This is a genomic window from Streptomyces sp. MUSC 14, assembly GCF_001866675.1.
In the GTDB taxonomy this organism is placed as follows: Bacteria; Actinomycetota; Actinomycetes; order Streptomycetales; family Streptomycetaceae; genus Streptomyces.
In genome coordinates this window covers 183,869-203,759 of the sequence record NZ_MLYN01000037.1, presented here as the reverse complement: position 1 = coordinate 203,759, position 19,891 = coordinate 183,869, and the positions used below count along the sequence as shown (strand labels likewise).

The window sequence follows — 19,891 nt, the reverse complement described above, 5'->3', positions numbered from 1 at the left end:
GGGCGAGTCTCCCATGATCCGCAGTCACGGGTCCGGGCCGCCCGCTACAGCCCGCTCACCCGCAGGGTGATGTTCAGCCGTCCGCGGAGCCCCAGCCAGGGCGGTGCCGTACCGGGACGTACGCGCGGCACCCCGTGGTAGGCCTGCCGGGACGGCCCGCCGAAGACGAACAGATCGCCGCTGCGCAGCTCCACGTCGGTGGACGGCCGGGCGCGCGTCCGGGTGTTGCCGAAGCGGAACACGCACGTGTCGCCGAGGCTCAGCGAGACCACCGGCGCGTCCGCGCGCTCGTCGGCGTCGCGGTGCATGCCCATGCGGGCGTCGCCGTCATAGAAGTTGATCAGCGCAATGTCGTACGACCCCGAAGGGACCGCCGCCGGGCCGAGGGTGCCGGCGACCGCGCGGCGGCCCAGCTCGCCGGGCCAGGCCGGGAGGGGCTTCACCGGGGCGCCGTCGCCGTCGACGGCCGTGGGGGCATAGGCGTACGGGTACCAGTGCCGGCCCCGGCAGACCTGCCGGGCGGTCATCGTGCCGCCGCCTGCTGTGCGGACCGTGCGCAGTCCGGCCGGGGGCCGGGCCCAGTCCCGGCAGGCGGCGAGCAGGTGCCGCTGCTCCTCGTCGTCCAGCCGGCCCGGGGCGTGCACGGCGCCCGGTGCGACTCCCGCGCGCTCCCTGGGAAACAGCTCCGCGTCCACGCGCTCCATCATGGCGCAGGCCCGCCGCACCGCCCCTGATCTGCGGCTCCGCTAGCCTGGGGGCACGATGAGCGAGCGTATGACGACACCGTGGGGCGAGGTCGAGCTGACCCGCTTCCCCGAGGATCCCCGCGACCGGCTGCGTGCCTGGGACGCCTCCGACGCGTATCTGCTGCGCCACCTGGCCGACGAGAAGGTGCCGCTCACCGGCTCGGTCGTGGTGGTCGGGGACCGCTGGGGCGCCCTGGCCACGGCGCTCGCCGCGCACCACCCGACGCAGATCACCGACTCCTTCCTCAGCCGGGAGGCGACCCGGGCGAATCTGGCGCGGGCCGGCGTGGAGCCGGGTGCCGTCCAGCTGCTCACCACCCAGGACCCGCCGCCGGAGCGCGTGGACGTGCTGCTGGTACGGGTGCCGAAGAGCCTCGCACTGCTGGAGGACCAGCTGCTGCGGCTGGCGCCCGCCGTGCACACGGGCACGGTCGTCGTCGGCACCGGCATGGTGAAGGAGATCCACACCTCCACGCTCCAGCTCTTCGAGCGGGTCCTCGGTCCGACCCGGACCTCGCTGGCGCGCCAGAAGGCCCGGCTGATCTTCTGCACCCCGGACCCGGCGCTGCGGCGGCCCGCGAACCCGTGGCCGTACACCTACGCCCTCCCGGACGGCATCGGGCCGGCCTCCGGGCGCACGGTCGTCAACCACGCCGGCGTCTTCTGCGCCGACCGGCTCGACATCGGCACGCGTTTCCTCCTGCGGCATCTGCCCGGCCCGGGCGCCGCCCGCGTGGTGGACCTCGGCTGCGGCAACGGCGTCGTCGGTACGGCGGTGGCGCTGGCGGACCCGTCGGCCGAGGTGCTGTTCGTCGACGAGTCGTTCCAGGCGGTGGCCTCGGCGGAGGCGACGTACAAGGCCAACGGGGTACCCGGGCACGCGGAGTTCCGGGTCGGCGACGGGCTGGCCGGGGTGGCTCCGGGCAGCGTGGACCTCGTCCTGAACAACCCGCCGTTCCACTCCCACCAGGCGACGACCGACGCGACGGCATGGCGCATGTTCACCGGCGCGAAGCGCGCGCTGCGACCGGGCGGCGAGCTGTGGGTGATCGGAAACCGCCATCTCGGGTATCACGTGAAGCTGAAACGGTTGTTCGGCAACTGCGAACTGGTCGCCTCCGACCCGAAGTTCGTGGTGTTGCGGGCGGTCAGGAAGGACTGACGGGACACCGCGTACGGTCAGCCCGAGGTCCGGCTCAGCACCCCGATGATCCGGCGTACCTCGTCCGCCATCGCCTCCCTCCCCACGCTCAGGTACTTCCGCGAGTCGACGGCCTCGGGGTGGGCGGCGAGGAACTCCCGGATCGCCCCGGTCATCGCCACGTTGAGCGCCGTGCCGACGTTGACCTTGGCGATGCCGCCCGCGACCGCCTCGACCAGGCCGTCGTCCGGTACGCCGGAGGAGCCGTGCAGGACGAGCGGGACGGCGAGCGCCGCGGACAGCTGCTTCAGCAGGGCGTGGTCGAGGCGGGCCGTACGGGTGGTCATCGCGTGCACGCTGCCGACGGCGACGGCGAGCGCGTCGACGCCGGTTCCGGCCACGAAGTCACGGGCCTGGTCGGGATCGGTGCGCGCGCCGGGTGCGTGGGCGTCCAGCGGAGGTCTGCCGTCCTTGCCGCCGACCTGCCCCAACTCGGCCTCGATCCAGAGCCCTTGGGAATGCGCCCAGTCGGCGGCGGCCCGGGTGGCGGAGAGGTTGTCGGCGTACGGCAGCCGGGCCGCGTCGTACATCACCGAGCCGAACCCCGCGCCCGGCGCCTGTCGCAGCAGGTCGTCGCTCTGCACGTGGTCCAGGTGCAGAGCGACGGGCACAGTGGCCCGTTCGGCGGCGGCGACGGCGGCGCGGGCCAGCGGCAGCAGGCGTCCGTAGCGGAACTTGACGGCGTTCTCGCTGACTTGGAGGACGACGGGGGCTTTGGCCGCTTCGGCGCCGGCGATGACGGCTTCGATGTGTTCCAGGGTGATGACGTTGAACGCTGCGACGGCGGAGCGGGCCGCGGAAGCGGAGGTGATCAGCTCGCCTGTGTTCACGAGGGGCACGTCGGGTGTCCTTCCGAGACGCGGACCGGGGTGGCTGAGGGCTGAAGACTGGGGTGGGCGTCGGCCGAGGACCGGTCTGGGGCCGGGGTCGGCCGGGGTCGGCCAGTTGTCCGTCCGAGACGACCCGGGCGGCCGGCCTTCAGGGAGCGAGGATCACCGAGCGGGTGAGGTGGCGGGGCCGGTCGGGGTCGAGGCCGTGCGCGGCAGCGACGGCGACCGCGAGCCGCTGGACCCGGACGAGTTCGGCCAACGGGTCGAGCTCACCCTCGATCCACAACCCGCCGGTGGCGCCGACCTGTTGAGCAAGTCCCTCGGGTGCCTCGCCGAGCATCCAGGCGGCCCTGCCCCCGCTGGTGATGCTGATCGGGCCGTGCCGGTACTCCATCGCCGGATAGGCCTCGGTCCAGGACAGCGAGGCCTCGCGCATCTTCAGCCCGGCCTCGTTCGCGAGCCCGACGGTCCAGCCGCGCCCGAGGAACGTGAACTGGGTGCAGGCGACGAGCTGTTCGGGAAGAGGAGTGGAGAGGGCCGTGCGCGCGTCGGCGACGACGGAGCCGGTGTGCAGGCCGAGATGGGCGCGCAGGAGGGTGAGGGCGGTGGTGGCGAACCGGGTCTGGACGACGGAGCGTTCGTCGGCGAAGTCCAGGACGACGAGGTCGTCGGCGGCGGACATGACGGGCGTGTCGGGGTCGGCGGTGACGGCGGTGGTCCGCGTCCGCCCCTTCAACGCCCTGAGCAGCTCCAGCACTTCGGTCGTCGTACCGGAGCGGGTGAGGGCGACGACCCGGTCGTACGACCGCCCGTGCGGGAACTCGGAGGCGGCGAACGCGTCGGTCTCGCCCTGCCCGGAACCCTCCCGCAGCCCGGCCACCGCCTGCGCCATGAAGTACGAGGTCCCGCACCCCACGATCGCGACCCGCTCCCCGGACTCCGGCAGCGCGGCCTTGTACCGCTGCGCCCCCTCGGTGGCCCGCGCCCAGCACTCCGGCTGGCTGTTCAGCTCGTCCTCGACATGGGTCATGCCCACACCCTTCCCTCGCTGATTGTTCCTGCAAGATATAGCGCACTTTCGAGCACAATCAAGCATCCACGCTCAGAGGGCCGTGCGCTAGGGTCACCGGGAACACGGAGAAGGAGGCTGCGGATGTCCCGGGACGCCCGCTGGAAGGCGCTGCTGGAACTGCTCGTGGAGCGCGGCCGGCTGGAGGTCGAGGAGGCGGCGGCCGAGCTGGAGGTGTCGGCGGCGACGATCCGCCGGGACTTCGACCAGCTCGCCGAGCAGCAGATGCTGGTGCGCACCCGGGGCGGAGCGGTGGTGCACGGGGTGTCGTACGAACTCCCGCTGCGCTACAAGACCGCCCGCCGCGCCTCCGAGAAGCAGCGCATCGCGAAGGCCGTGGCCGATCTGCTGGCGCCGGGCGAGGCGGTGGGTCTCACGGGCGGCACGACCACCACGGAGGTGGCCCGCGCCCTGGCCGTGCGCGGCGACCTGTCCAGCGGCTCACCGGCGCTGACCGTCGTCACCAACGCGCTCAACATCGCCAACGAGCTCGCGGTACGGCCCCAGTTCAAGATCGTGGTGACGGGCGGGGTCGCGCGCCCGCAGTCGTACGAACTCATCGGCCCGCTCGCGGACGGGGTGCTCGGACAGATCACGCTCGACGTGGCCGTACTCGGCGTCGTCGCCTTCGACGTCGCACACGGCGCGGCGGCGCACGACGAGGCGGAGGCCGCGATCAACCGGCTGTTGTGCGAGCGAGCGGAGCGGGTGGTGGTCGCCGCCGACTCCAGCAAGCTGGGCCGGCGCGCCTTCGCCCGGATCTGCGGAGCCGAGCTGGTGCACACACTCGTGACGGACACGGCAGTACCGCAGGAGACGGTACGCCTCTTCGAGGAAACAGGGATCCACGTCCTGGCGGTGTGACGCCCACCCGAAACCCCACCGACACGCCAGCCAACCGACCCCGCCGCAACCACCCCACGCACGACGCCGACCCACACCGACCCCACCCACCAACCCGGCCCGCACAGAACCCGCGCGCGCCACTGACGGATTCGGCTCCGCCCACGCCGGATTCGACCACGTCCGACTGGGCCGCTTCGGTACCGACCAGCGCAGGGAGGCGGCCTGTACGGCGGCCGCGCCGGATCCGGCGTCCTCGGAGCCGGCCCTTTCGAGACCGCCGACTCGGAACCGGCCGCTTCCGCGCCAACTGCTCCCGCGCCGACGACCCCTTCCGCACCGACCACCTCAGAACGGACCGCGCCGGACCCGCCCGCCTCAGAACCGACCGAGGTCAGCCTTCACGAACCCCGCCCCCCGCTGGTCGTTGCACCCGGTCGGCGGCCGGTCGGCCGGGTCGGGCCAGGCCTGCTGGGCCTGGAGGGCCACGCTCACCAGGGTCAGCAGCAGGTCGACGTCGCTCGCGGCGTCGAGGCGCAGGGTCACCCACTGGGAGCCGGGGACGATTCTGATCGCCCCCGAGTCCTTCAGGTCCTTCGCGAAGCGCCGGATGGCCCGGTCGGTCAGCCGTAGATCGACATCACGGTCCGAGTGGAAGTGGGCGATCTCGCCCTGGGCCGAACTCACCGCCTCTCCCAGACCGCAGCTCGGGACCGCCTGACTCAGGTCGGGCCAGGTCGCCAGTTGCGCGAGCGCGCGCGAGGCCAACGTCATGGGCCCATCATGGACCGCTCACCCCTCGGCAACCAGCTCGTGAGCAAGCATTAACCGACCTGTATCCACCAAGGGGCCACGCAAGGAAAGGTTCCGGCCGCCCCGAACGGGGCACGCGGTGCGCGGGGTTGACGGCCCGGCCGGCAGGAGGGCACACAAGTCGACGCAGGTCAAGGACGCATCGTTCACGCCACGCGCGGGCCGGAACCGGTCGCACGCGGCCGGAGGCGGCCCGTGCGGCACGGGGAGGCCCTCGTCACCGAGGCGGGTGATGGCGCGTTTCCGGTTGTCTCGCGATGTGAACACCCTCGGCCCGTCGGCCCGCGCGGGCTCCCGGAACCGGCCTTGCCCCTCCCCTCACCCTCCCTCTAACCTGATTTTGTGCCGCCAATAAACAAAACCCGATCGCACAGCGTCGTGCCGGGCAGCAGTATCGATCTCACCCGGCTCCGGATCGCCCTGACCGCATTCTTCGCTCTGGACGGCTTCATCTTCGCCGGGTGGGTCGTCCGGATCCCCGACATCAAGGAGCAGACCCACGCCTCGGCCAGTGATCTGGGCCTGGCACTCCTCGGTGTCTCCGCCGGTGCGGTGATCACGATGACCCTCACCGGGCGCCTGTGCCGGCGCTACGGCAGCCATCCGGTCACCGTGGTCTGCGCCGTTCTGCTCTCCCTCAGCGTCGCCCTGCCCGCGCTCACCCGCTCCGCGCCCGCGCTCGGCGCCGTACTACTGGTCTTCGGCGCCGCATACGGCGGCATCAACGTGGCCTTCAACAGCGCCGCCGTCGATCTGGTGGCCGCACTGCGGCGGCCCATCATGCCCACGTTCCATGCCGCGTTCAGCCTCGGCGGCATGATCGGGGCGGGCCTCGGCGGACTGGTCGCCGGTGCCCTCTCCCCCACCCGGCATCTGCTCGGCCTCACCGTCACGGGGCTGCTCGTCACCGCCCTCGCCGGGCGCACCCTGCTGCGGCAGGAACCGCCCGCGCCGACGCGAAACACGAGTACCCGCCCGTCGCCGCGCCGGGTGCCGCAGGCCGACCGCACACGACGCGACGGCCACCGCGGCCTGGTGCTCGTCTTCGGGCTGGTCGCGCTGTGCACGGCCTACGGCGAGGGCGCCATGGCCGACTGGGGCGCGCTCCACCTCCACCAGGACCTGGCGGCCTCGTCGGGTGTGGCGGCGGCCGGTTACTCGTGTTTCGCGCTGGCCATGACCATCGGCCGGGCGACCGGGACCACACTCCTGGAACGCCTCGGCCGCGCGCGCACCGTGATCGCCGGCGGCACCGTCGCGGCGGCGGGCATGCTGCTCGGCTCGCTCGCACCCTCCGTGTGGGCGGCGCTGATCGGCTTCGCCGTCACGGGGCTCGGGCTCGCCAACCTCTTCCCGGTCGCCGTCGAGCGAGCGGGCGCGCTGACCGGCCCGTCCGGGGTCGCCGTCGCCTCGACGCTCGGTTACGGCGGCATGCTGCTCGGACCGCCCTCGATCGGTTTCATGGCCGACTGGTTCTCCCTGCCGACCGCGCTCACGAGCGTGGCGGCGCTGGCCGCCGTCGCCGCGCTCATCGGAGTCACGACGCGGCGGACCATGGGGCGCTGACGGCCTCGGCTACCCGGCGGAAGACAGAAAAAGGCCGGCCTTCGAGCGGGCTCCATCCGGCACACTCGCCCCATGGAGACTGCCGACTTGCTTCAGACCCTGGACCGCGAGGGCCGACTGCTCGCCGCGGCCGCCGACGCCGCGGGGACCGACGCCAAGGTGCCCACCTGCCCGGAGTGGCAGGTGCGCGACCTGCTGCGGCACACCGGCGCCGTGCACCGCTGGGCCGCCGGCTACATCACCGAAGGGGGCAGCGCACGACGCCCGTTCGGCGACCTGCCGGAGCTGGACGGCGCCGAGCTGGTGGCCTGGTACCGGGACAGTCACCGCCTGCTGGTCGACGCGCTGGCCGCCGCACCCGCCGACCTGGAGTGCTGGACGTTCCTGCCGACGCCCAGCGCCTCACCGCTGGCGTTCTGGACCCGCCGACAGGCACACGAGACGACCGTCCACCGGTACGACGCGGAGGCGGCGCGCGGCGGTACGGCGTCCCCGGTCGCCCCGGACTTCGCGGTCGACGGCATCGACGAACTGCTGCGCGGCTTCCACGCCCGCTCCCGGAGCCGGCTGCGCACCGAGGAGCCGCGCGTCCTGCGGGTGCGCGCGCTGCGCGCGGGGGCGGACGGGACGGAAGGCGCGGACACCGTGTGGACCGTGCGGCTGTCGCCCGAGCCGGCGGTGACCGTGCGGAACACGGCCGGCGGACAGGAGGAGGCCGGCGAGGCCGAGGCCGAACTCTCCGGGCCCGCCGACGAGTTGTACCTGGCGCTGTGGAACCGCAAGCCCGTGCCGAGCGTGCGCGGCGATCACGCGCTGGCCGAACTGTGGCGGGAGAAGGGCGGGGTCTGACACACCCTCAGCTCCCTCCGTCACTCTTTCATTCGGCGTCGGTCAGCATCCGTGCCAGCACCGCGCGCTGCACGGGCCGCACCCGGCCGTGCAGCGCGCGCCCCTTGCCCGTCAGGGCCACCCGGACCCCGCGCCGGTCCTCGGCACACATCGCGCGGTCGACCAGACCGTCCTTCTCCAGACGGCCGATCAGCCGGGACAGGGCGCTCTGACTGAGGTGAACCCGCTCGGAGATCTCCTGCACGCGGTAGGCGCAGCCGCCGTCGGCCGCCACTCCCTCGACCAGCAGGTCGAGCACCTCGAAGTCGCTGCCGCACAGGCCGTGTTCGTGCAGCGCCCGGTCCAGCTCGCACTGGGTGCGGGCATGCAGGGCCAGGATGTCCCGCCACTGCTCCACGAGCGCCTGCTCGGCCTTGTTCGCCGCCATGGGCGCACCGTAGCAGAGAACCAAGATTGTTGCATCGTAATTAAATGCATTTGCATTCGATGCATGCGCATGTACTGTTCTCGGCATGACCTCTCCGCTCACCCACTCCGCGGCCCCGTCCCCGGCCGTCCGCTGGACTCCTCGCCTGTGGGGCACCCTGCTGGTGCTCTGCGCGGCGATGTTCCTCGACGCGCTGGACGTGTCGATGGTCGGAGTCGCGCTCCCGTCCATCGGCTCCGACCTGCATCTGTCCACGTCGACGCTGCAATGGATCGTCAGCGGCTACATCCTGGGCTACGGAGGCCTGCTCCTCCTCGGCGGACGCACCGCCGACCTGCTCGGCCGGCGCCAGGTGTTCCTCGTCGCGCTCGGGGTCTTCGCACTCGCCTCGCTGCTCGGCGGGCTCGTGGACTCCGGTCCGCTGCTGATCGCCAGCCGCTTCATCAAGGGCCTCAGCGCGGCCTTCACCGCGCCGGCCGGACTGTCGATCATCACCACGACGTTCCCGGAGGGCACGCTGCGCAACCGCGCCCTGTCCATCTACACCACCTGCGCCGCCACCGGCTTCTCCATGGGCCTGGTGCTCTCCGGCCTGCTCACCGAGGCCAGCTGGCGCTTCACCATGCTGCTGCCCGCGCCGATCGCCCTGATCGCGCTCGTGGCGGGCCTCAAGCTGCTGCCGCGCAGCGCCCGCGAGGAGAACCACGCCGGCTACGACATCCCGGGCGCCGTCCTCGGCACCGCGTCGATGCTCCTGCTGGTCTACACCGTCGTCCAGGCCCCCGAGGCCGGCTGGGCCTCGGCCCGTACGCTGCTGTCCTTCCTCGCCGTCGCCGTGCTGCTCACCGCGTTCGTCCTGGTCGAGCGGCGCTCGCCGAGTCCGCTGATCCGGCTGGGCGTGCTGCGCTCGGGCAGCCAGGTGCGCGCCCAGCTCGGCGCGATCGCCTTCTTCGGCTCCTACGTCGGCTTCCAGTTCCTGACGACGCTCTACATGCAGTCCCTGCTCGGCTGGTCCGCGCTGCACACGGCGCTCGCGTTCCTGCCGGCCGGCGCACTGGTGGCGGTGTCGTCCACGAAGGTCGGCGCGATCGTCGACCGGTTCGGCACGCAACGGCTGATCGCACTGGGCTTCGCCTTCATGGCGCTCGGGTACGCCCTGTTCCTGCGCATCGATCTCGACCCGGTGTACGCGGCGGTCGTCCTGCCGTCGATGCTGCTGATCGGCGCGGCCTGCGCGCTGGTCTTCCCCTCGCTCAACATCCAGGCCACCAACGGGGTCGAGGACCACGAGCAGGGCATGGTCTCCGGTCTGCTCAACACCTCGGTGCAGGTGGGTGGCGCGCTGTTCCTGGCGGTGGTGACGGCCGTGGTCACCGCGGGCGCCCCCGCACACGCCACCCCGCAGGCCGTCCTCGACAGCTACCGGCCCGGCTTCCTCGTCGTCACGGGCATCGCACTGGCCGGCCTGCTGATCACGCTCACCGGTCTGCGCCACGGTCGCAGCCGGCCGACCGTCGTGGTCGCCCGGTCCACGTCCACTGTGCGGGAGGCGGAAGCGGAGCGCGTGCCGGTCCGCGACTAGGGGGACGCCTCCAACCGTGCGCCCGGCGGGGCTGTTTGCTCCGCCGGGCGCACGTCTGTGAAGCTGAGGTGATGGACAGCTACGGGGGACGCCGCACCAAGGCCCGACAGGACGCGGCCACGGTCGAGATCGGCTATGCGCTGGTGAGCGCCGGCTTCGCGGCCGCGGTACTGTTCGGGGCCGTCGCGGGGCCGGCGCTGCTCTTCGATCTGCCCCGGGCGTTGGAGACGGCGCTGGTGTGGATCGGTCTCGTGGTCGCGCCCGTGGTCTTCCTGACCCGGGTGGTGAGCGTGCTGGTGCGCTTCCGGCGGGGCGCTCAGCCCAGCCAGCCGGGTCGTACCAACCCCGACTCGTAGGCCAGCACGACGAGTTGGGCGCGATCGCGGGCGCCCAGCTTCACCATCGCGCGGCTCACATGGGTCTTGGCCGTCAGCGGGCTGACCACCAGCCGGCGGGCGATCTCCTCGTTGGACAGGCCGATGCCGACCAGCGCCATCACCTCCCGCTCCCGCTCGGTGAGCCGGGCCAGGTCGTCGGCCGCCGCGGGCTCCTTGGAGCGGGCCGCGAACTCGGCGATCAGGCGCCGGGTGACGCCGGGCGACAGCAGCGCGTCGCCGTCGACCACCGCCCGTACGGCGCGCACGAGTTCGTCCGGTTCGGTGTCCTTCACCAGAAAGCCGGAGGCACCCGAACGGATGGCCTCGAAGACGTACTCGTCGAGCTCGAAGGTGGTGAGCATGACCACCTTCACGTCCCCGAGATCCGCGTCGCCGGTGATGCGCCGGGTCGCGGCCAGGCCGTCGAGCCGGGGCATGCGGATGTCCATCAGCACGACGTCCGGCGCCCGTTCGCGCACCAGACGCAGCGCCTCCTCGCCGTCGGCCGCCTCGCCGGCCACCTCGATGTCCGGCTGCGCGTCGAGCAGCGCTCTGAAGCCGGCCCGCACGAGCGACTGGTCGTCGGCGAGCAGTACCCGGATCACTGGTCCTCCCTGAGGTGCGACGGCAGTACGGCGAGCACCCGGAAGCCGCCGTCGGGGCGCGGGCCCGCCTCGATGGTGCCACCCAGCGCGGCCGCCCGCTCCCGCATGCCGGCCAGCCCGTTCCCGCCGCCTCCGGCGTCGGCGCCGGTCGCGGGTCCGTCGTCGTCGACGCGCAGCCGCAGCGCGTCGCCGTCATGGGCGAACGCCACGCGCGCGTGCCGCGATCCGGAGTGCCGTACGACGTTCGTCAGCGCCTCCTGGACGATGCGGAAGGCGGCCAGGTCGGCCCCCGCCGGCAGCTGTGGCGGCGCGCCCTCGACCTCGACCGTCAGCCCGGCCGCTGCCGCCTGTTCCACCAGTTCCGGCAGCCGGTCCAGACCCGGGGCGGGCGTGCGCGGGGCGGCGTCTGGGGCGCGCAGGGTGTCGAGCACCTGGCGCACCTCGCCGAGGGCCTCCTTGCTGGCGGCCTTGATGGTGGTGAGCGCGGTCCGCGCCTGCTCGGGGTCGCTGTCGAGCAGCGCGAGGCCCATGCCGGCCTGGACGTTGATGACGGAGATGCTGTGCGCGAGGACGTCGTGCAGTTCGCGGGCGATCCGCAGCCGTTCCTCGTCCGCGCGCCGTCTGGCCGCCTGCGCCCGGTCCGCCCGCTCCCGGGCCCACTGTTCGCGCCGTACCCGGGCCAGTTCGGCCACGGCGAAGACCGCCAGCACCCAGGCGGCGATGCCGATCTCCTGGATGATGCCGCCGCCCTGGTCCCCCGGGGGCGGAAGCCAGCGGTAGAGCCAGAGCGCGACCAGGGCGTGCCCGGCCCACAGCAGCCCCACGGACGCCCAGGCGGCCCGCCGGTGCCCGGCCACGACAGCGCTGAAGCAGGCCACCGCGACCGTCAGATAGACCGGCCCGTAGGGGTAGCCCGCGGCCAGATAGCCGAGGGTCACCGCCGCGGTGCCGAACGCCACGGCCACCGGGTGGCGGTGCCGCCACAGCAGCAGGAGCGAGGCGGCGAGCAGCAGCACGCGCGCGTAGGGGTCGAGCGGCACCCGGTGCGGCTGGCCGTGCGCGGCGAAGTTGCTGCCGACCAGCACGAACACGGTGAACAGCGCGGTCGAGCGCCAGGGCCACGCCCGCCCCCGGTGCGGCTCCGGGTCGTCCGGGCCGTCGCGCCACGGAGGGCCGTACCGCGACCACGGGGGCCCGTACCGCCACCGCGGCGAGGGGGCGCGCTGCTCTTCCATGTCCGCCACGCTAGACGCCGGCGGCGGTGCCGGACGTCAGCCGGGCGTGGTGATCACTCGTACTCCCGGGGGAGTACGACGCCCACCACGGCCACGGCGCCTACCGGAGCCCCACACCGAGCGCCAGCTGCGTGACCGCGTGCCGGAAGAAGTCCTCCCGGTCCTCGACCACGTTGCGGAACTGGCCGAACAGCTCGAAGCTCACCAGCCCGAACAGCTGGGACCAGGCCGCCACCATCGCCACGGCGACCTCGGGGGGCAGGTCGGGGGTGAGGTCGGCGGCCATGCGCTCGGCCTCGGGGCGCAGGGAGGCGGGCACGGTCAGGCCGGCGAGGCCGGGGCCCTCGTGGGCGGCGCGGATGATGCCGATGAGGACCAGGCCGACGCGGGAGGCGGCCGGGACGGTGGTCTCGGGGGCGGCGTAGCCGGGCACGGGTGAGCCGTAGATCAGCGCGTACTCGTGCGGATGCGCGAGCGCCCAGCCGCGCACCGCCTCGCACACGGCGGTCCAGCGCGCCACGGGCGCGGCCCCGTGCGCCGTGTCGCGCGCCCGCTCCGCGCTCTCGCCGAGGGAGTCGTATGCGTCGATGATCAGGGCGGTCAGCAGCTCGTCGCGGCTGGGGAAGTACCGGTACAGGGCCGAGGAGACCATGCCGAGTTCGCGGGCGACGGCCCGCAGCGAGAGCTTCGCCGCGCCCTCGTCCGCCAGCTGTCTGCGGGCCGCCTCCTTGATGGCGGCGGTGACCTCGGCCCTGGCCCGTGCGCGGGCGCCCTGTGGGGTGCTCATGCCATCAGTCTGCCACGTGAGAGAGCGGTGCACACAAAAGAGAGCACCGCTCTTGCATTCTCGTGCCGACCTCCCCCACACTGAAGTCAAGCGAGAGCACCGCTCTCCCAAGCCGTGGGGGTCACCATGTCGTCACACGTCAAGAAGCCGGGCTGGTTCACCGTCAATGTCTTCAACCGGGCGGTGGCCTGGCTCACCGGGCGCGGCATCAGCATCTGGGACTCCCGGGTCCTCGCGGTGCGCGGACGCAAGAGCGGGCAGTGGCGTACGACTCCGGTGAACCTGCTGACGGTGGACGGGCAGCAGTACCTGGTCGCCCCGCGCGGCCATGTCCAGTGGACCCACAACATGCGGGCGGCCGGCGGGGGCGAGCTGAGGCTCGGCAGCAGCGTGGACGTCTTCAGCGCCGCCGAGGTCGCCGACGACGACAAGGTCCCGCTGCTGCGCGCCTACCTCAAGCGCTGGAAGGCGGAGGTCGGGGTCTTCTTCGACGGCGTCGGCCCCGACTCCCCGGACGCGGACCTGCGCCGGATCGCCCCCGACCACCCCGTCTTCCGGATCACCGTCACGAACTGACCGGATCCTCCACCGGGTGGCCCTGCTCCCGGTCCAGCGCGGTCAGGGCGCGCTGGGCGATCGGACGGGAGCGGACGATCTCGGCGACCGAGGTCTTCCCCTGGGTGATCTCCCGGAAGGCCCGCCAGGCGGGGCGGAAGCCGGTGAGGGCCGCGTGGAAGAGGCCGGGACGCTTCTCGAACGCGGTCAGCAGCCGCCCGCCGACGCTCATCTCGACACCGAGACCGGCCTTGACCGCGAACGCGTAGTTCAGGGCCTGGCGGCGGGTGTCGACCGCGTCGTGCGCCTCGGCGATGCGCACCGCCCACTCCCCCGCGAGCCGGCCCGAGCGCAGCGCGAACGAGATGCCCTCGCGCGTCCACGGCTCCAGCAGACCGGCCGCGTCACCGCAGACCAGCACCCGGCCCCGGGACAGCGGCGAATCGTCCGCGCGGCAGCGGGTCAGATGCCCGGAGGAGATGGACGGCTCGAAGCCCGCCAGGCCGAGCCGGGCGATGAAGTCCTCCAAGTACCGCTTCGTGGCGGCGCCTTCGCCACGTGCGGAGATCACGCCGACCGTCAGGGTGTCGCCCTTCGGGAACACCCAGCCGTAACTGCCCGGCATCGGGCCCCAGTCGATGAGGACCCGGCCCTGCCAGTCCTCGGCGACGGACTCCGGGACCGGGATCTCCGCCTCCAGACCGAGGTCCACCTGGGCCGTCTTCACGCCGACATGAGCCCCTATCCGGCTCGCACTGCCGTCGGCGCCGACGACCGCGCGGGCCAGCACCGTCTCGCCGCCCTGGAGCAGGACGGCGACCGTGCGCCGGTCGGGGACCGCCGAGCCGTGCTGCTCCACGCGCTGCACCGTGACGCCCGTACGCAGCTCGGCGCCCGCCTTCTGGGCGTGCTCGACCAGCTGCTGGTCGAACTCGGGGCGGTTGATCAGTCCGAACAGCATGTGCTTGGAACGGCGGGTGCGGGCGAAACGGCCGTTGTGGGAGAAGGTGACCGCGTGCACCCGGTCACGGAGGGGCAGCTCGAAGCCCGGGGGCAGTGCGTCGCGCGAGGAACCGATGATGCCGCCGCCGCAGGTTTTGTAGCGCGGCAACTCGGCTTTCTCCAGCAACAGCACGCGCCGTCCCGCGACCGCGGCCGCATAGGCGGCCGAGGCCCCCGCGGGTCCCGCGCCCACCACGACGACGTCCCACACCTGCTGCACGTCGTCCGCCGAAGAGTTCTCGCCGCTCACGATGGTCTACTGCTCCGATCCAGCCGCTGCCGTAGTGTCCCCCGCATCCTACGGCGGTCGTCGCCGCAGGCCACTGTGCGAGTATCGGGGTACTCACCCAGTTCAACGTCGCACCCACGAGGAGCGTGCCCATGTCGTCGAATCCGGTCGCCGAGACCGTCGCCTCGCTGATGCCCCGGGCGAAGGCGGAGCTGACCGAGCTCGTCGCCTTCCGGTCGGTGGCCGACTTCGCGCAGTTCCCGAAGAGCGAGAGCGAGGCCGCCGCGCGCTGGATCACCGAGGCGCTCACCGCCGAGGGCTTCGTCGACGTGTCCCCGCTGGACACCCCGGACGGCACCCAGTCGGTCTACGGCTACCTGCCGGGCCCCGAGGGTGCGAAAACGGTTCTGCTCTACGCCCACTACGACGTGCAGCCGCCGCTGGACGAGGCCGCCTGGACCACCCCGCCGTTCGAGCTGACCGAGCGCGACGGCCGCTGGTACGGCCGCGGGAGCGCCGACTGCAAGGGCGGCTTCATCATGCACCTGCTCGCGCTGCGCGCCCTGAAGGCGAACGGCGGCGTCCCGGTGAACGTGAAGATGATCGTCGAGGGCTCGGAGGAGCAGGGCACCGGCGGCCTGGAGCGGTACGCCGAGCAGCACCCCGAGCTGCTCACGGCGGACACGATCGTGATCGGCGACGCGGGCAACTTCCGGGTCGGCCTGCCCACCGTGACCACGATCCTGCGCGGGATGACCCTGGTCCGGGTGCAGATCGACACCCTGGAGGGCAACCTGCACTCGGGGCAGTTCGGCGGTGCCGCCCCGGACGCGCTGGCCGCGCTGATCCGGGTGCTGGACTCGCTGCGTGCCGCGGACGGCTCGACCACCGTCGACGGTCTCGACGCCTCGGCCACGTGGGACGGCCTGGAGTACACCGAGGAGCAGTTCCGCTCCGACGCCCGGGTGCTCGACGGTGTCGGACTGACCGGCGGCGGCGCCGTCGCCGACCGGCTGTGGGCCCGCCCGGCGGCCAGCGTCCTCGGCATCGACTGCCCGCCGGTCGTCGGCGCGACCCCCTCGGTGCAGTCCACGGCCCGGGCCCTGATCAGCCTGCGGGTGCCGCCGGGTGTGGACGCCGCCGAGGCGACCAAGCTGCTCCAGGCGCACATCGAGGCGCACACCCCGTGGGGCGCCCGCGTCGGCGTCGAGCAGATCGGCCAGGGCCAGCCGTTCCGCGCCGACACCACCAGCCCGGCGTACCAGGCGATGGCCGACGCGATGGCCGTGGCCTACCCCGGCGAGTCCATGCAGTACGCCGGGCAGGGCGGCTCCATCCCGCTGTGCAACACGCTGGCGGGGCTGTACCCCGAGGCGGAGATCCTGCTGATCGGCCTGAGCGAGCCGGAGGCGCAGATCCACGCGGTCAACGAGAGCGTCTCCCCCGAGGAGCTGGAGCGGCTGTCGGTCGCCGAGGCGCTGTTCCTGCGCAACTACGCCGGCTGACCCCTTCGGGTCTCCCGTCCGCCCCTTCTGCCGCCGGCAGAGCGCCCTCGCCTCCGGGCGGGGGCGCTGCCTACGGTCGGGGCATGGACGTCATCGAGCTGCTCCCCCGACTGCACATGCTGCGCTTTCCCGTCGGCCAGGCCTATCTCTGGCGCGACGACGACGAGTTGACGCTCGTCGACGCGGGCGTGCTCGGCGCCGGCCGGACGATCGCCGACGCGATCACGTCCCTGGGCCGTGCACCCGGGGACGTACGGCGGATCGTGCTGACCCATTTCCACGAGGATCACGTCGGCGGGGCGGGCGAGTTCGCGGCGCTGAGCGGCGCCGAGGTGCTCGCGCACCAGCTGGAGGCCCCGATCATCCGCGGTGAACTCCCAGGCCCGCCACCGCGGTTCGAGGACTGGGAGCTGCCGATCCACGCGGAGGCCGTCAAGCACCTGCCCACGGGCGAACCGGTGCCGCCGGCCTCGGTCACCACGGTGTCCGACGGGGAGGTGCTGGACTTCGGCGGCGGTGCTCAGGTCGTCCATGCACCCGGCCACACGGACGGCAGCATCGCCCTGTTCCTGCCCGCCGAGGGCGTGCTGTTCACTGGGGACACGGTGGCGGCCTCCCCCGTCGACGGCACGGTGATACCGGGCGTCGGCAACCTCGATCTCCCCCAACTCCTCGACTCTATCGGCCGATTGGCCGCACTGGACGCGGACGTCATGTGTTTCGGCCACGGAGACCCCGTCGTCGGGGGCGCGGCCACCGCGCTGAGCCGGGTGGTGGACGCCCGCTGAGCCCGGGGTACGGCCCGCGGCCACCGCCTGCCGTTCCAGGCCACCCGACCCAGCCGCGCACACAGCCCCGCGATACCCTCTGCGCTCCCCCAGGCCGAGCAACCCAACCGACCACGGGCGCACCCCGCCGACCACCACCAGCCCCCCACAAGCCGACCCCGGGTATGGCCCCCACCACGCCGAGCAGTCCAACCGACCGCGCGGCACAGCCCGCCAACGACCACCAGCCCCACGCACGAGCCGACCGCCCCGACCAGCCAACGGGCACTACCATCCCGCCCGGGCCGGGAGGTTCGATCGGCACCGGTGCGGGCTCCGACCAGTACCGGTCCGCACGGGTCGGCGGTCAGCCGACCGGCACTCCGCCCTCCAGATACAGGGCGGTTCCCCGTTCGCGGGCCCGCAGTGCCCAGCGCAGTCGCTCGTAGCGGACCGGCGGGAGCATCGCGGCGGCCTCCTGCTCGCCGGCGAAGCGCCAGGCGCGCAGCTCCGGGCCCGGCAGCAGCACGCGGGACGCCTCGGCGGGCTCCAGTCTGCCGCCGTCGAACAACAGCCGCAGCCCGCCGAAACCGGGCGGTGCGGGCCGCTCCCAGTCCACGACGAGCAGCCGGGGCACCTCCCGCAGCTCTATCCCGGTCTCCTCGGCGACCTCCCGCATCCCGGCGCGGGCAGGCGCCTCACCGCGCTCGACCACCCCGCCGGGGAACTCCCAGCCCGGCTTGTAGGTGGGGTCGACGAGCAGCACCCGGTCCTGCTCGTCGAAGAGCAGCACCCCGGCGGCGAGCGTCTCGGCGGTCGGCTCGGGGGTCTGCACGATGTCGCAGGGGGGTACGGTCCCGCCGGAGACGGCGTCGGCGATGCGGGCGGCGGTCTCGTACGGGGTGAGATCGCCCGTGTCCACGAGGTGGGCGTCGGCGGTGAGCCAGGAGGCGAGGGCGGCGCGGTAGGGCTCGATGTGGTCGTACGCCCACTGCCGTATCCGTATCTCGCCGTCGGGCAGGTCCGGCGGGATCTCCCGGCGGGCTATCCGCTCACGCAGGATCGTTTCGGCCGGGGCGAGGAGCAGATGGTGCACGGGGATCCTGCGGGCGGCCAGGCCGCCGAAGATCTCGTCGCGGTACTCCTGGCGGAGCAGGGTCATGGGCACCACGAGGGTCCCGCCCAGTTCGGCGAGCATCGCTGCTGCCGTGTCGACGACCAGCCGGCGCCAGATCGGCAGGTCCTGGAAGTCGCCGACCTCGGCGAGGCGTTTGGGCGGCAGCAGGTGCGTGAGCGACCCGCCGACGACCTCGGGGTCGAAGAGCGTGCTGTTCGGGATCAGCTCGATCAGTTCCCGTGCGGTGGTGGTCTTCCCCGCACCGAACGCGCCGTTGATCCAGACGACGGTCACGGACTCCCCCTCTTCTGTTGGCCCCCTGTGGCTTGCCCGCAACACCCTGCCACGGAAACCCCGCCCCGGTGAGGGCGCCCGCACGGGGGTGCCGGTGCCCCCTGCGGCGGGAACACCGGCACGCACGCGGAGAACGCAGGACCCGGCTCTACCCGAGGCCCTGCCCCATGCCCTGCACGGACTCCTGCGGGAAGACCCGTTCGAAGGCGTGGTCGAAGGCCTGGGCGCCGGACTGCCTGCCGGAGGGGGCGAGACCGTCCTGATCGATGAGGTCGCCGGTCGAGTGGACGGTGTCCTGGACGCCGAGCTCGTCGAGCGTCCCGTTGTCCGCCGCGTGGGACGGGGTGACGGCGGCCACGACGAACCCGGTGGCCAGGGTGGCGAGGGCGAGGATGCTGCGCTTCTTCATGCGCTGCCCAACTGGAAAGGCGGCCGGGGGTCACGCGGACCGCGCGCTTTCCGTTCATCAGGCCGATCGCCGTCCGGCGCCCGGGCGCCCCGGACGGGTGGGCGCCCCGGCCGGAATATTCCGTGGCCCCGCCGATCATGGGCCGGATATCCTCCGGAGCCAGAGCGTCGACGATCACCTTCTTCGGCTCAACGCCCCACCACCGGACGGATCGAGGCCGCATGCGCGTGCAGGTGAGCGGTTTCCCGGCCGCCGGCTCCGACGACGATCCCCTCGGCCTCGTGACGCGCTCGGCCGACCGGCTCCTGCGGTCCGCAGGCGCGCTGTCCGACGCCGCGCTGCGTGCCCCGTCGGAGCTGCCCGGGTGGACGCGCGGCCATGTGCTGGCCCATGTCACCCACAGTGCCGACGCCTATGTCTGGCTGCTCGGTCTCGCGCGCACCGGCCGCGAGCCGGGCCCCCGCAGGGACCGGGCGGCACTGGCCGCCGCGCTGGAGCGGGACGCGGCCCTGCCCGCCGGCCGGCTCACGGCTTTGCTGCGGGAGAGCCTCGGCCGGTTCACGGCGCAGGCGCGCACGACGCCCGCCCCCGCCTGGGACCACCTGGTCGCCGCGCTGGCCGGCTGGCGACACCCGGCCTGGTATCTACTGCTGCGCTGCCTGCGGGAGTTGGAGACCCACCACCTGGACCTCGGCACCGGCTACGGCACCGAGCAGTGGCCCGGCGCGTACGTGTCCTGGGCGCTGGACGACACCCTCGGCACACTGCGGACGCAGGGCTTCGCGCTCGCCTCGGTGGAGGCCGTGGATCTGGGCCGGCGCTGGACCCTGGCGGCGCAGGGCCCCTCGGTCACTGCGGCCGGACACCGGATCCTCGGCTGGCTCACCGGACGCCTGCCCGCCGAGGCCCTGGCAATCGACCCTCTGTCCGCCGACGCCCTGCCTCCCGACGCTCTGCCCGCCGACGTTCTGATCGCTGACGCCCCGATCGCCCGTGCTCCGGCGCATCTCCTGCCCCGGCCGCCCGCCTGGCCCCAGCCTCCGCTGCCCGGCTGGGGCCGCGTCGGCGACGATGTATGAGCCG

At 73.1% G+C, this 19,891-nt stretch carries 21 protein-coding genes; 10 read left to right on the top strand and 11 right to left on the bottom strand.

All coding sequences use genetic code 11. From position 1 onward, the window contains the following. Positions 1–44: 44 nt before the first annotated feature. Positions 45–695: an alpha-ketoglutarate-dependent dioxygenase AlkB gene (locus tag BIV25_RS24295; RefSeq protein WP_071374594.1), complete on the bottom strand. Its 651-nt coding sequence runs from the start codon at positions 693–695 to the stop codon at positions 45–47. Between the two features lie 79 nt (positions 696–774). On the opposite strand from BIV25_RS24295, the gene BIV25_RS24290 reads away from it, so the two are divergent. After that, positions 775–1,908 carry a methyltransferase gene (locus BIV25_RS24290; protein WP_071374510.1) on the top strand — a complete coding sequence of 378 codons (1,134 nt, stop codon included), beginning with the start codon at positions 775–777 and terminating at the stop codon, positions 1,906–1,908. A gap of 17 nt (positions 1,909–1,925) precedes the next feature. Here the strand turns inward: BIV25_RS24290 and BIV25_RS24285 are convergent, their stop codons facing one another. Then, positions 1,926–2,786, bottom strand: coding sequence for a class II fructose-bisphosphate aldolase (locus tag BIV25_RS24285; RefSeq protein ID WP_071374509.1), 861 nt, complete (start codon positions 2,784–2,786; stop codon positions 1,926–1,928). Between the two features lie 139 nt (positions 2,787–2,925). Continuing rightward, positions 2,926–3,807, bottom strand: a complete 882-nt coding sequence (locus BIV25_RS24280) for an SIS domain-containing protein (RefSeq protein WP_071374508.1) — start codon at positions 3,805–3,807, stop codon at positions 2,926–2,928. A 123-nt stretch (positions 3,808–3,930) separates the two neighbouring features. On the opposite strand from BIV25_RS24280, the gene BIV25_RS24275 reads away from it, so the two are divergent. After that, a complete protein-coding gene (locus BIV25_RS24275) occupies positions 3,931–4,710 on the top strand; it encodes a DeoR/GlpR family DNA-binding transcription regulator (RefSeq protein ID WP_071374507.1) in 780 nt (259 codons plus the stop codon). Positions 4,711–5,067: 357 nt separating this feature from the next. On the opposite strand, the gene BIV25_RS24270 is transcribed toward BIV25_RS24275, so the two are convergent. Then, complete coding sequence (locus BIV25_RS24270) at positions 5,068–5,463, bottom strand: luciferase family protein (RefSeq protein ID WP_177235397.1); 396 nt, start codon at positions 5,461–5,463, stop codon at positions 5,068–5,070. 417 nt (positions 5,464–5,880) lie between these two features. On the opposite strand from BIV25_RS24270, the gene BIV25_RS24265 reads away from it, so the two are divergent. Beyond that, positions 5,881–7,068 (top strand): MFS transporter, encoded by a 1,188-nt coding sequence (locus BIV25_RS24265; RefSeq protein WP_071374506.1) that lies wholly within the window; start codon positions 5,881–5,883, stop codon positions 7,066–7,068. Between the two features lie 72 nt (positions 7,069–7,140). Further along, complete coding sequence (locus BIV25_RS24260; RefSeq protein ID WP_071374505.1) at positions 7,141–7,917, top strand: maleylpyruvate isomerase family mycothiol-dependent enzyme; 777 nt, start codon at positions 7,141–7,143, stop codon at positions 7,915–7,917. 28 nt (positions 7,918–7,945) lie between these two features. On the opposite strand, the gene BIV25_RS24255 is transcribed toward BIV25_RS24260, so the two are convergent. Next, positions 7,946–8,344: a MarR family winged helix-turn-helix transcriptional regulator gene (locus BIV25_RS24255; RefSeq protein WP_071374504.1), complete on the bottom strand. Its 399-nt coding sequence runs from the start codon at positions 8,342–8,344 to the stop codon at positions 7,946–7,948. Between the two features lie 85 nt (positions 8,345–8,429). On the opposite strand from BIV25_RS24255, the gene BIV25_RS24250 reads away from it, so the two are divergent. Further along, positions 8,430–9,926, top strand: a complete 1,497-nt coding sequence (locus tag BIV25_RS24250; protein ID WP_071374503.1) for an MFS transporter — start codon at positions 8,430–8,432, stop codon at positions 9,924–9,926. A 71-nt stretch (positions 9,927–9,997) separates the two neighbouring features. Continuing rightward, entirely contained in the window at positions 9,998–10,282 is a 285-nt protein-coding gene (locus BIV25_RS24245; protein WP_071374502.1) for a DUF6332 family protein, read from the top strand. Here BIV25_RS24245 and BIV25_RS24240 read toward each other — a convergent pair. From BIV25_RS24240 to BIV25_RS24230, 3 genes are all read right to left on the bottom strand, one after another. Beyond that, on the bottom strand, positions 10,243–10,908 hold the full coding sequence (locus tag BIV25_RS24240) for a response regulator transcription factor (protein ID WP_071374501.1): 666 nt from the start codon (positions 10,906–10,908) through the stop codon (positions 10,243–10,245). The two genes, BIV25_RS24245 and BIV25_RS24240, sit on opposite strands and share 40 nt — an antisense overlap. Then, on the bottom strand, positions 10,905–12,143 hold the full coding sequence (locus BIV25_RS24235) for a sensor histidine kinase (protein ID WP_177235396.1): 1,239 nt from the start codon (positions 12,141–12,143) through the stop codon (positions 10,905–10,907). Before BIV25_RS24235 ends, BIV25_RS24240 begins: the two co-directional genes overlap by 4 nt. Positions 12,144–12,243: 100 nt before the next feature. Continuing rightward, on the bottom strand, positions 12,244–12,930 hold the full coding sequence (locus BIV25_RS24230; RefSeq protein ID WP_071374499.1) for a TetR/AcrR family transcriptional regulator: 687 nt from the start codon (positions 12,928–12,930) through the stop codon (positions 12,244–12,246). Positions 12,931–13,056: 126 nt separating this feature from the next. Here BIV25_RS24230 and BIV25_RS24225 point away from each other — a divergent pair, with 126 nt between their 5' ends. Continuing rightward, complete coding sequence (locus tag BIV25_RS24225; protein ID WP_071374592.1) at positions 13,057–13,506, top strand: nitroreductase family deazaflavin-dependent oxidoreductase; 450 nt, start codon at positions 13,057–13,059, stop codon at positions 13,504–13,506. On the opposite strand, the gene BIV25_RS24220 is transcribed toward BIV25_RS24225, so the two are convergent. After that, positions 13,496–14,737 (bottom strand): geranylgeranyl reductase family protein, encoded by a 1,242-nt coding sequence (locus BIV25_RS24220; RefSeq protein ID WP_071374498.1) that lies wholly within the window; start codon positions 14,735–14,737, stop codon positions 13,496–13,498. The genes BIV25_RS24225 and BIV25_RS24220 overlap by 11 nt on opposite strands. Positions 14,738–14,868: 131 nt before the next feature. Between BIV25_RS24220 and BIV25_RS24215 the strand changes: the two genes are divergently transcribed. Then, on the top strand, positions 14,869–16,221 hold the full coding sequence (locus BIV25_RS24215; protein WP_071374497.1) for a dipeptidase: 1,353 nt from the start codon (positions 14,869–14,871) through the stop codon (positions 16,219–16,221). Positions 16,222–16,304: 83 nt separating this feature from the next. Then, positions 16,305–17,009 (top strand): MBL fold metallo-hydrolase, encoded by a 705-nt coding sequence (locus BIV25_RS24210; RefSeq protein ID WP_071374496.1) that lies wholly within the window; start codon positions 16,305–16,307, stop codon positions 17,007–17,009. Positions 17,010–17,355: 346 nt separating this feature from the next. Here the strand turns inward: BIV25_RS24210 and BIV25_RS24205 are convergent, their stop codons facing one another. Together BIV25_RS24205 and BIV25_RS24200 are read right to left on the bottom strand one after the other, a co-directional pair. Continuing rightward, on the bottom strand, positions 17,356–18,399 hold the full coding sequence (locus tag BIV25_RS24205) for an NUDIX hydrolase (RefSeq protein ID WP_071374495.1): 1,044 nt from the start codon (positions 18,397–18,399) through the stop codon (positions 17,356–17,358). A gap of 148 nt (positions 18,400–18,547) precedes the next feature. After that, positions 18,548–18,808 (bottom strand): hypothetical protein, encoded by a 261-nt coding sequence (locus BIV25_RS24200; protein WP_071374494.1) that lies wholly within the window; start codon positions 18,806–18,808, stop codon positions 18,548–18,550. 221 nt (positions 18,809–19,029) lie between these two features. Here BIV25_RS24200 and BIV25_RS24195 point away from each other — a divergent pair, with 221 nt between their 5' ends. Further along, positions 19,030–19,887, top strand: coding sequence for a maleylpyruvate isomerase family mycothiol-dependent enzyme (locus BIV25_RS24195; protein WP_071374493.1), 858 nt, complete (start codon positions 19,030–19,032; stop codon positions 19,885–19,887). The last annotated feature ends 4 nt before the right edge of the window (positions 19,888–19,891 follow it).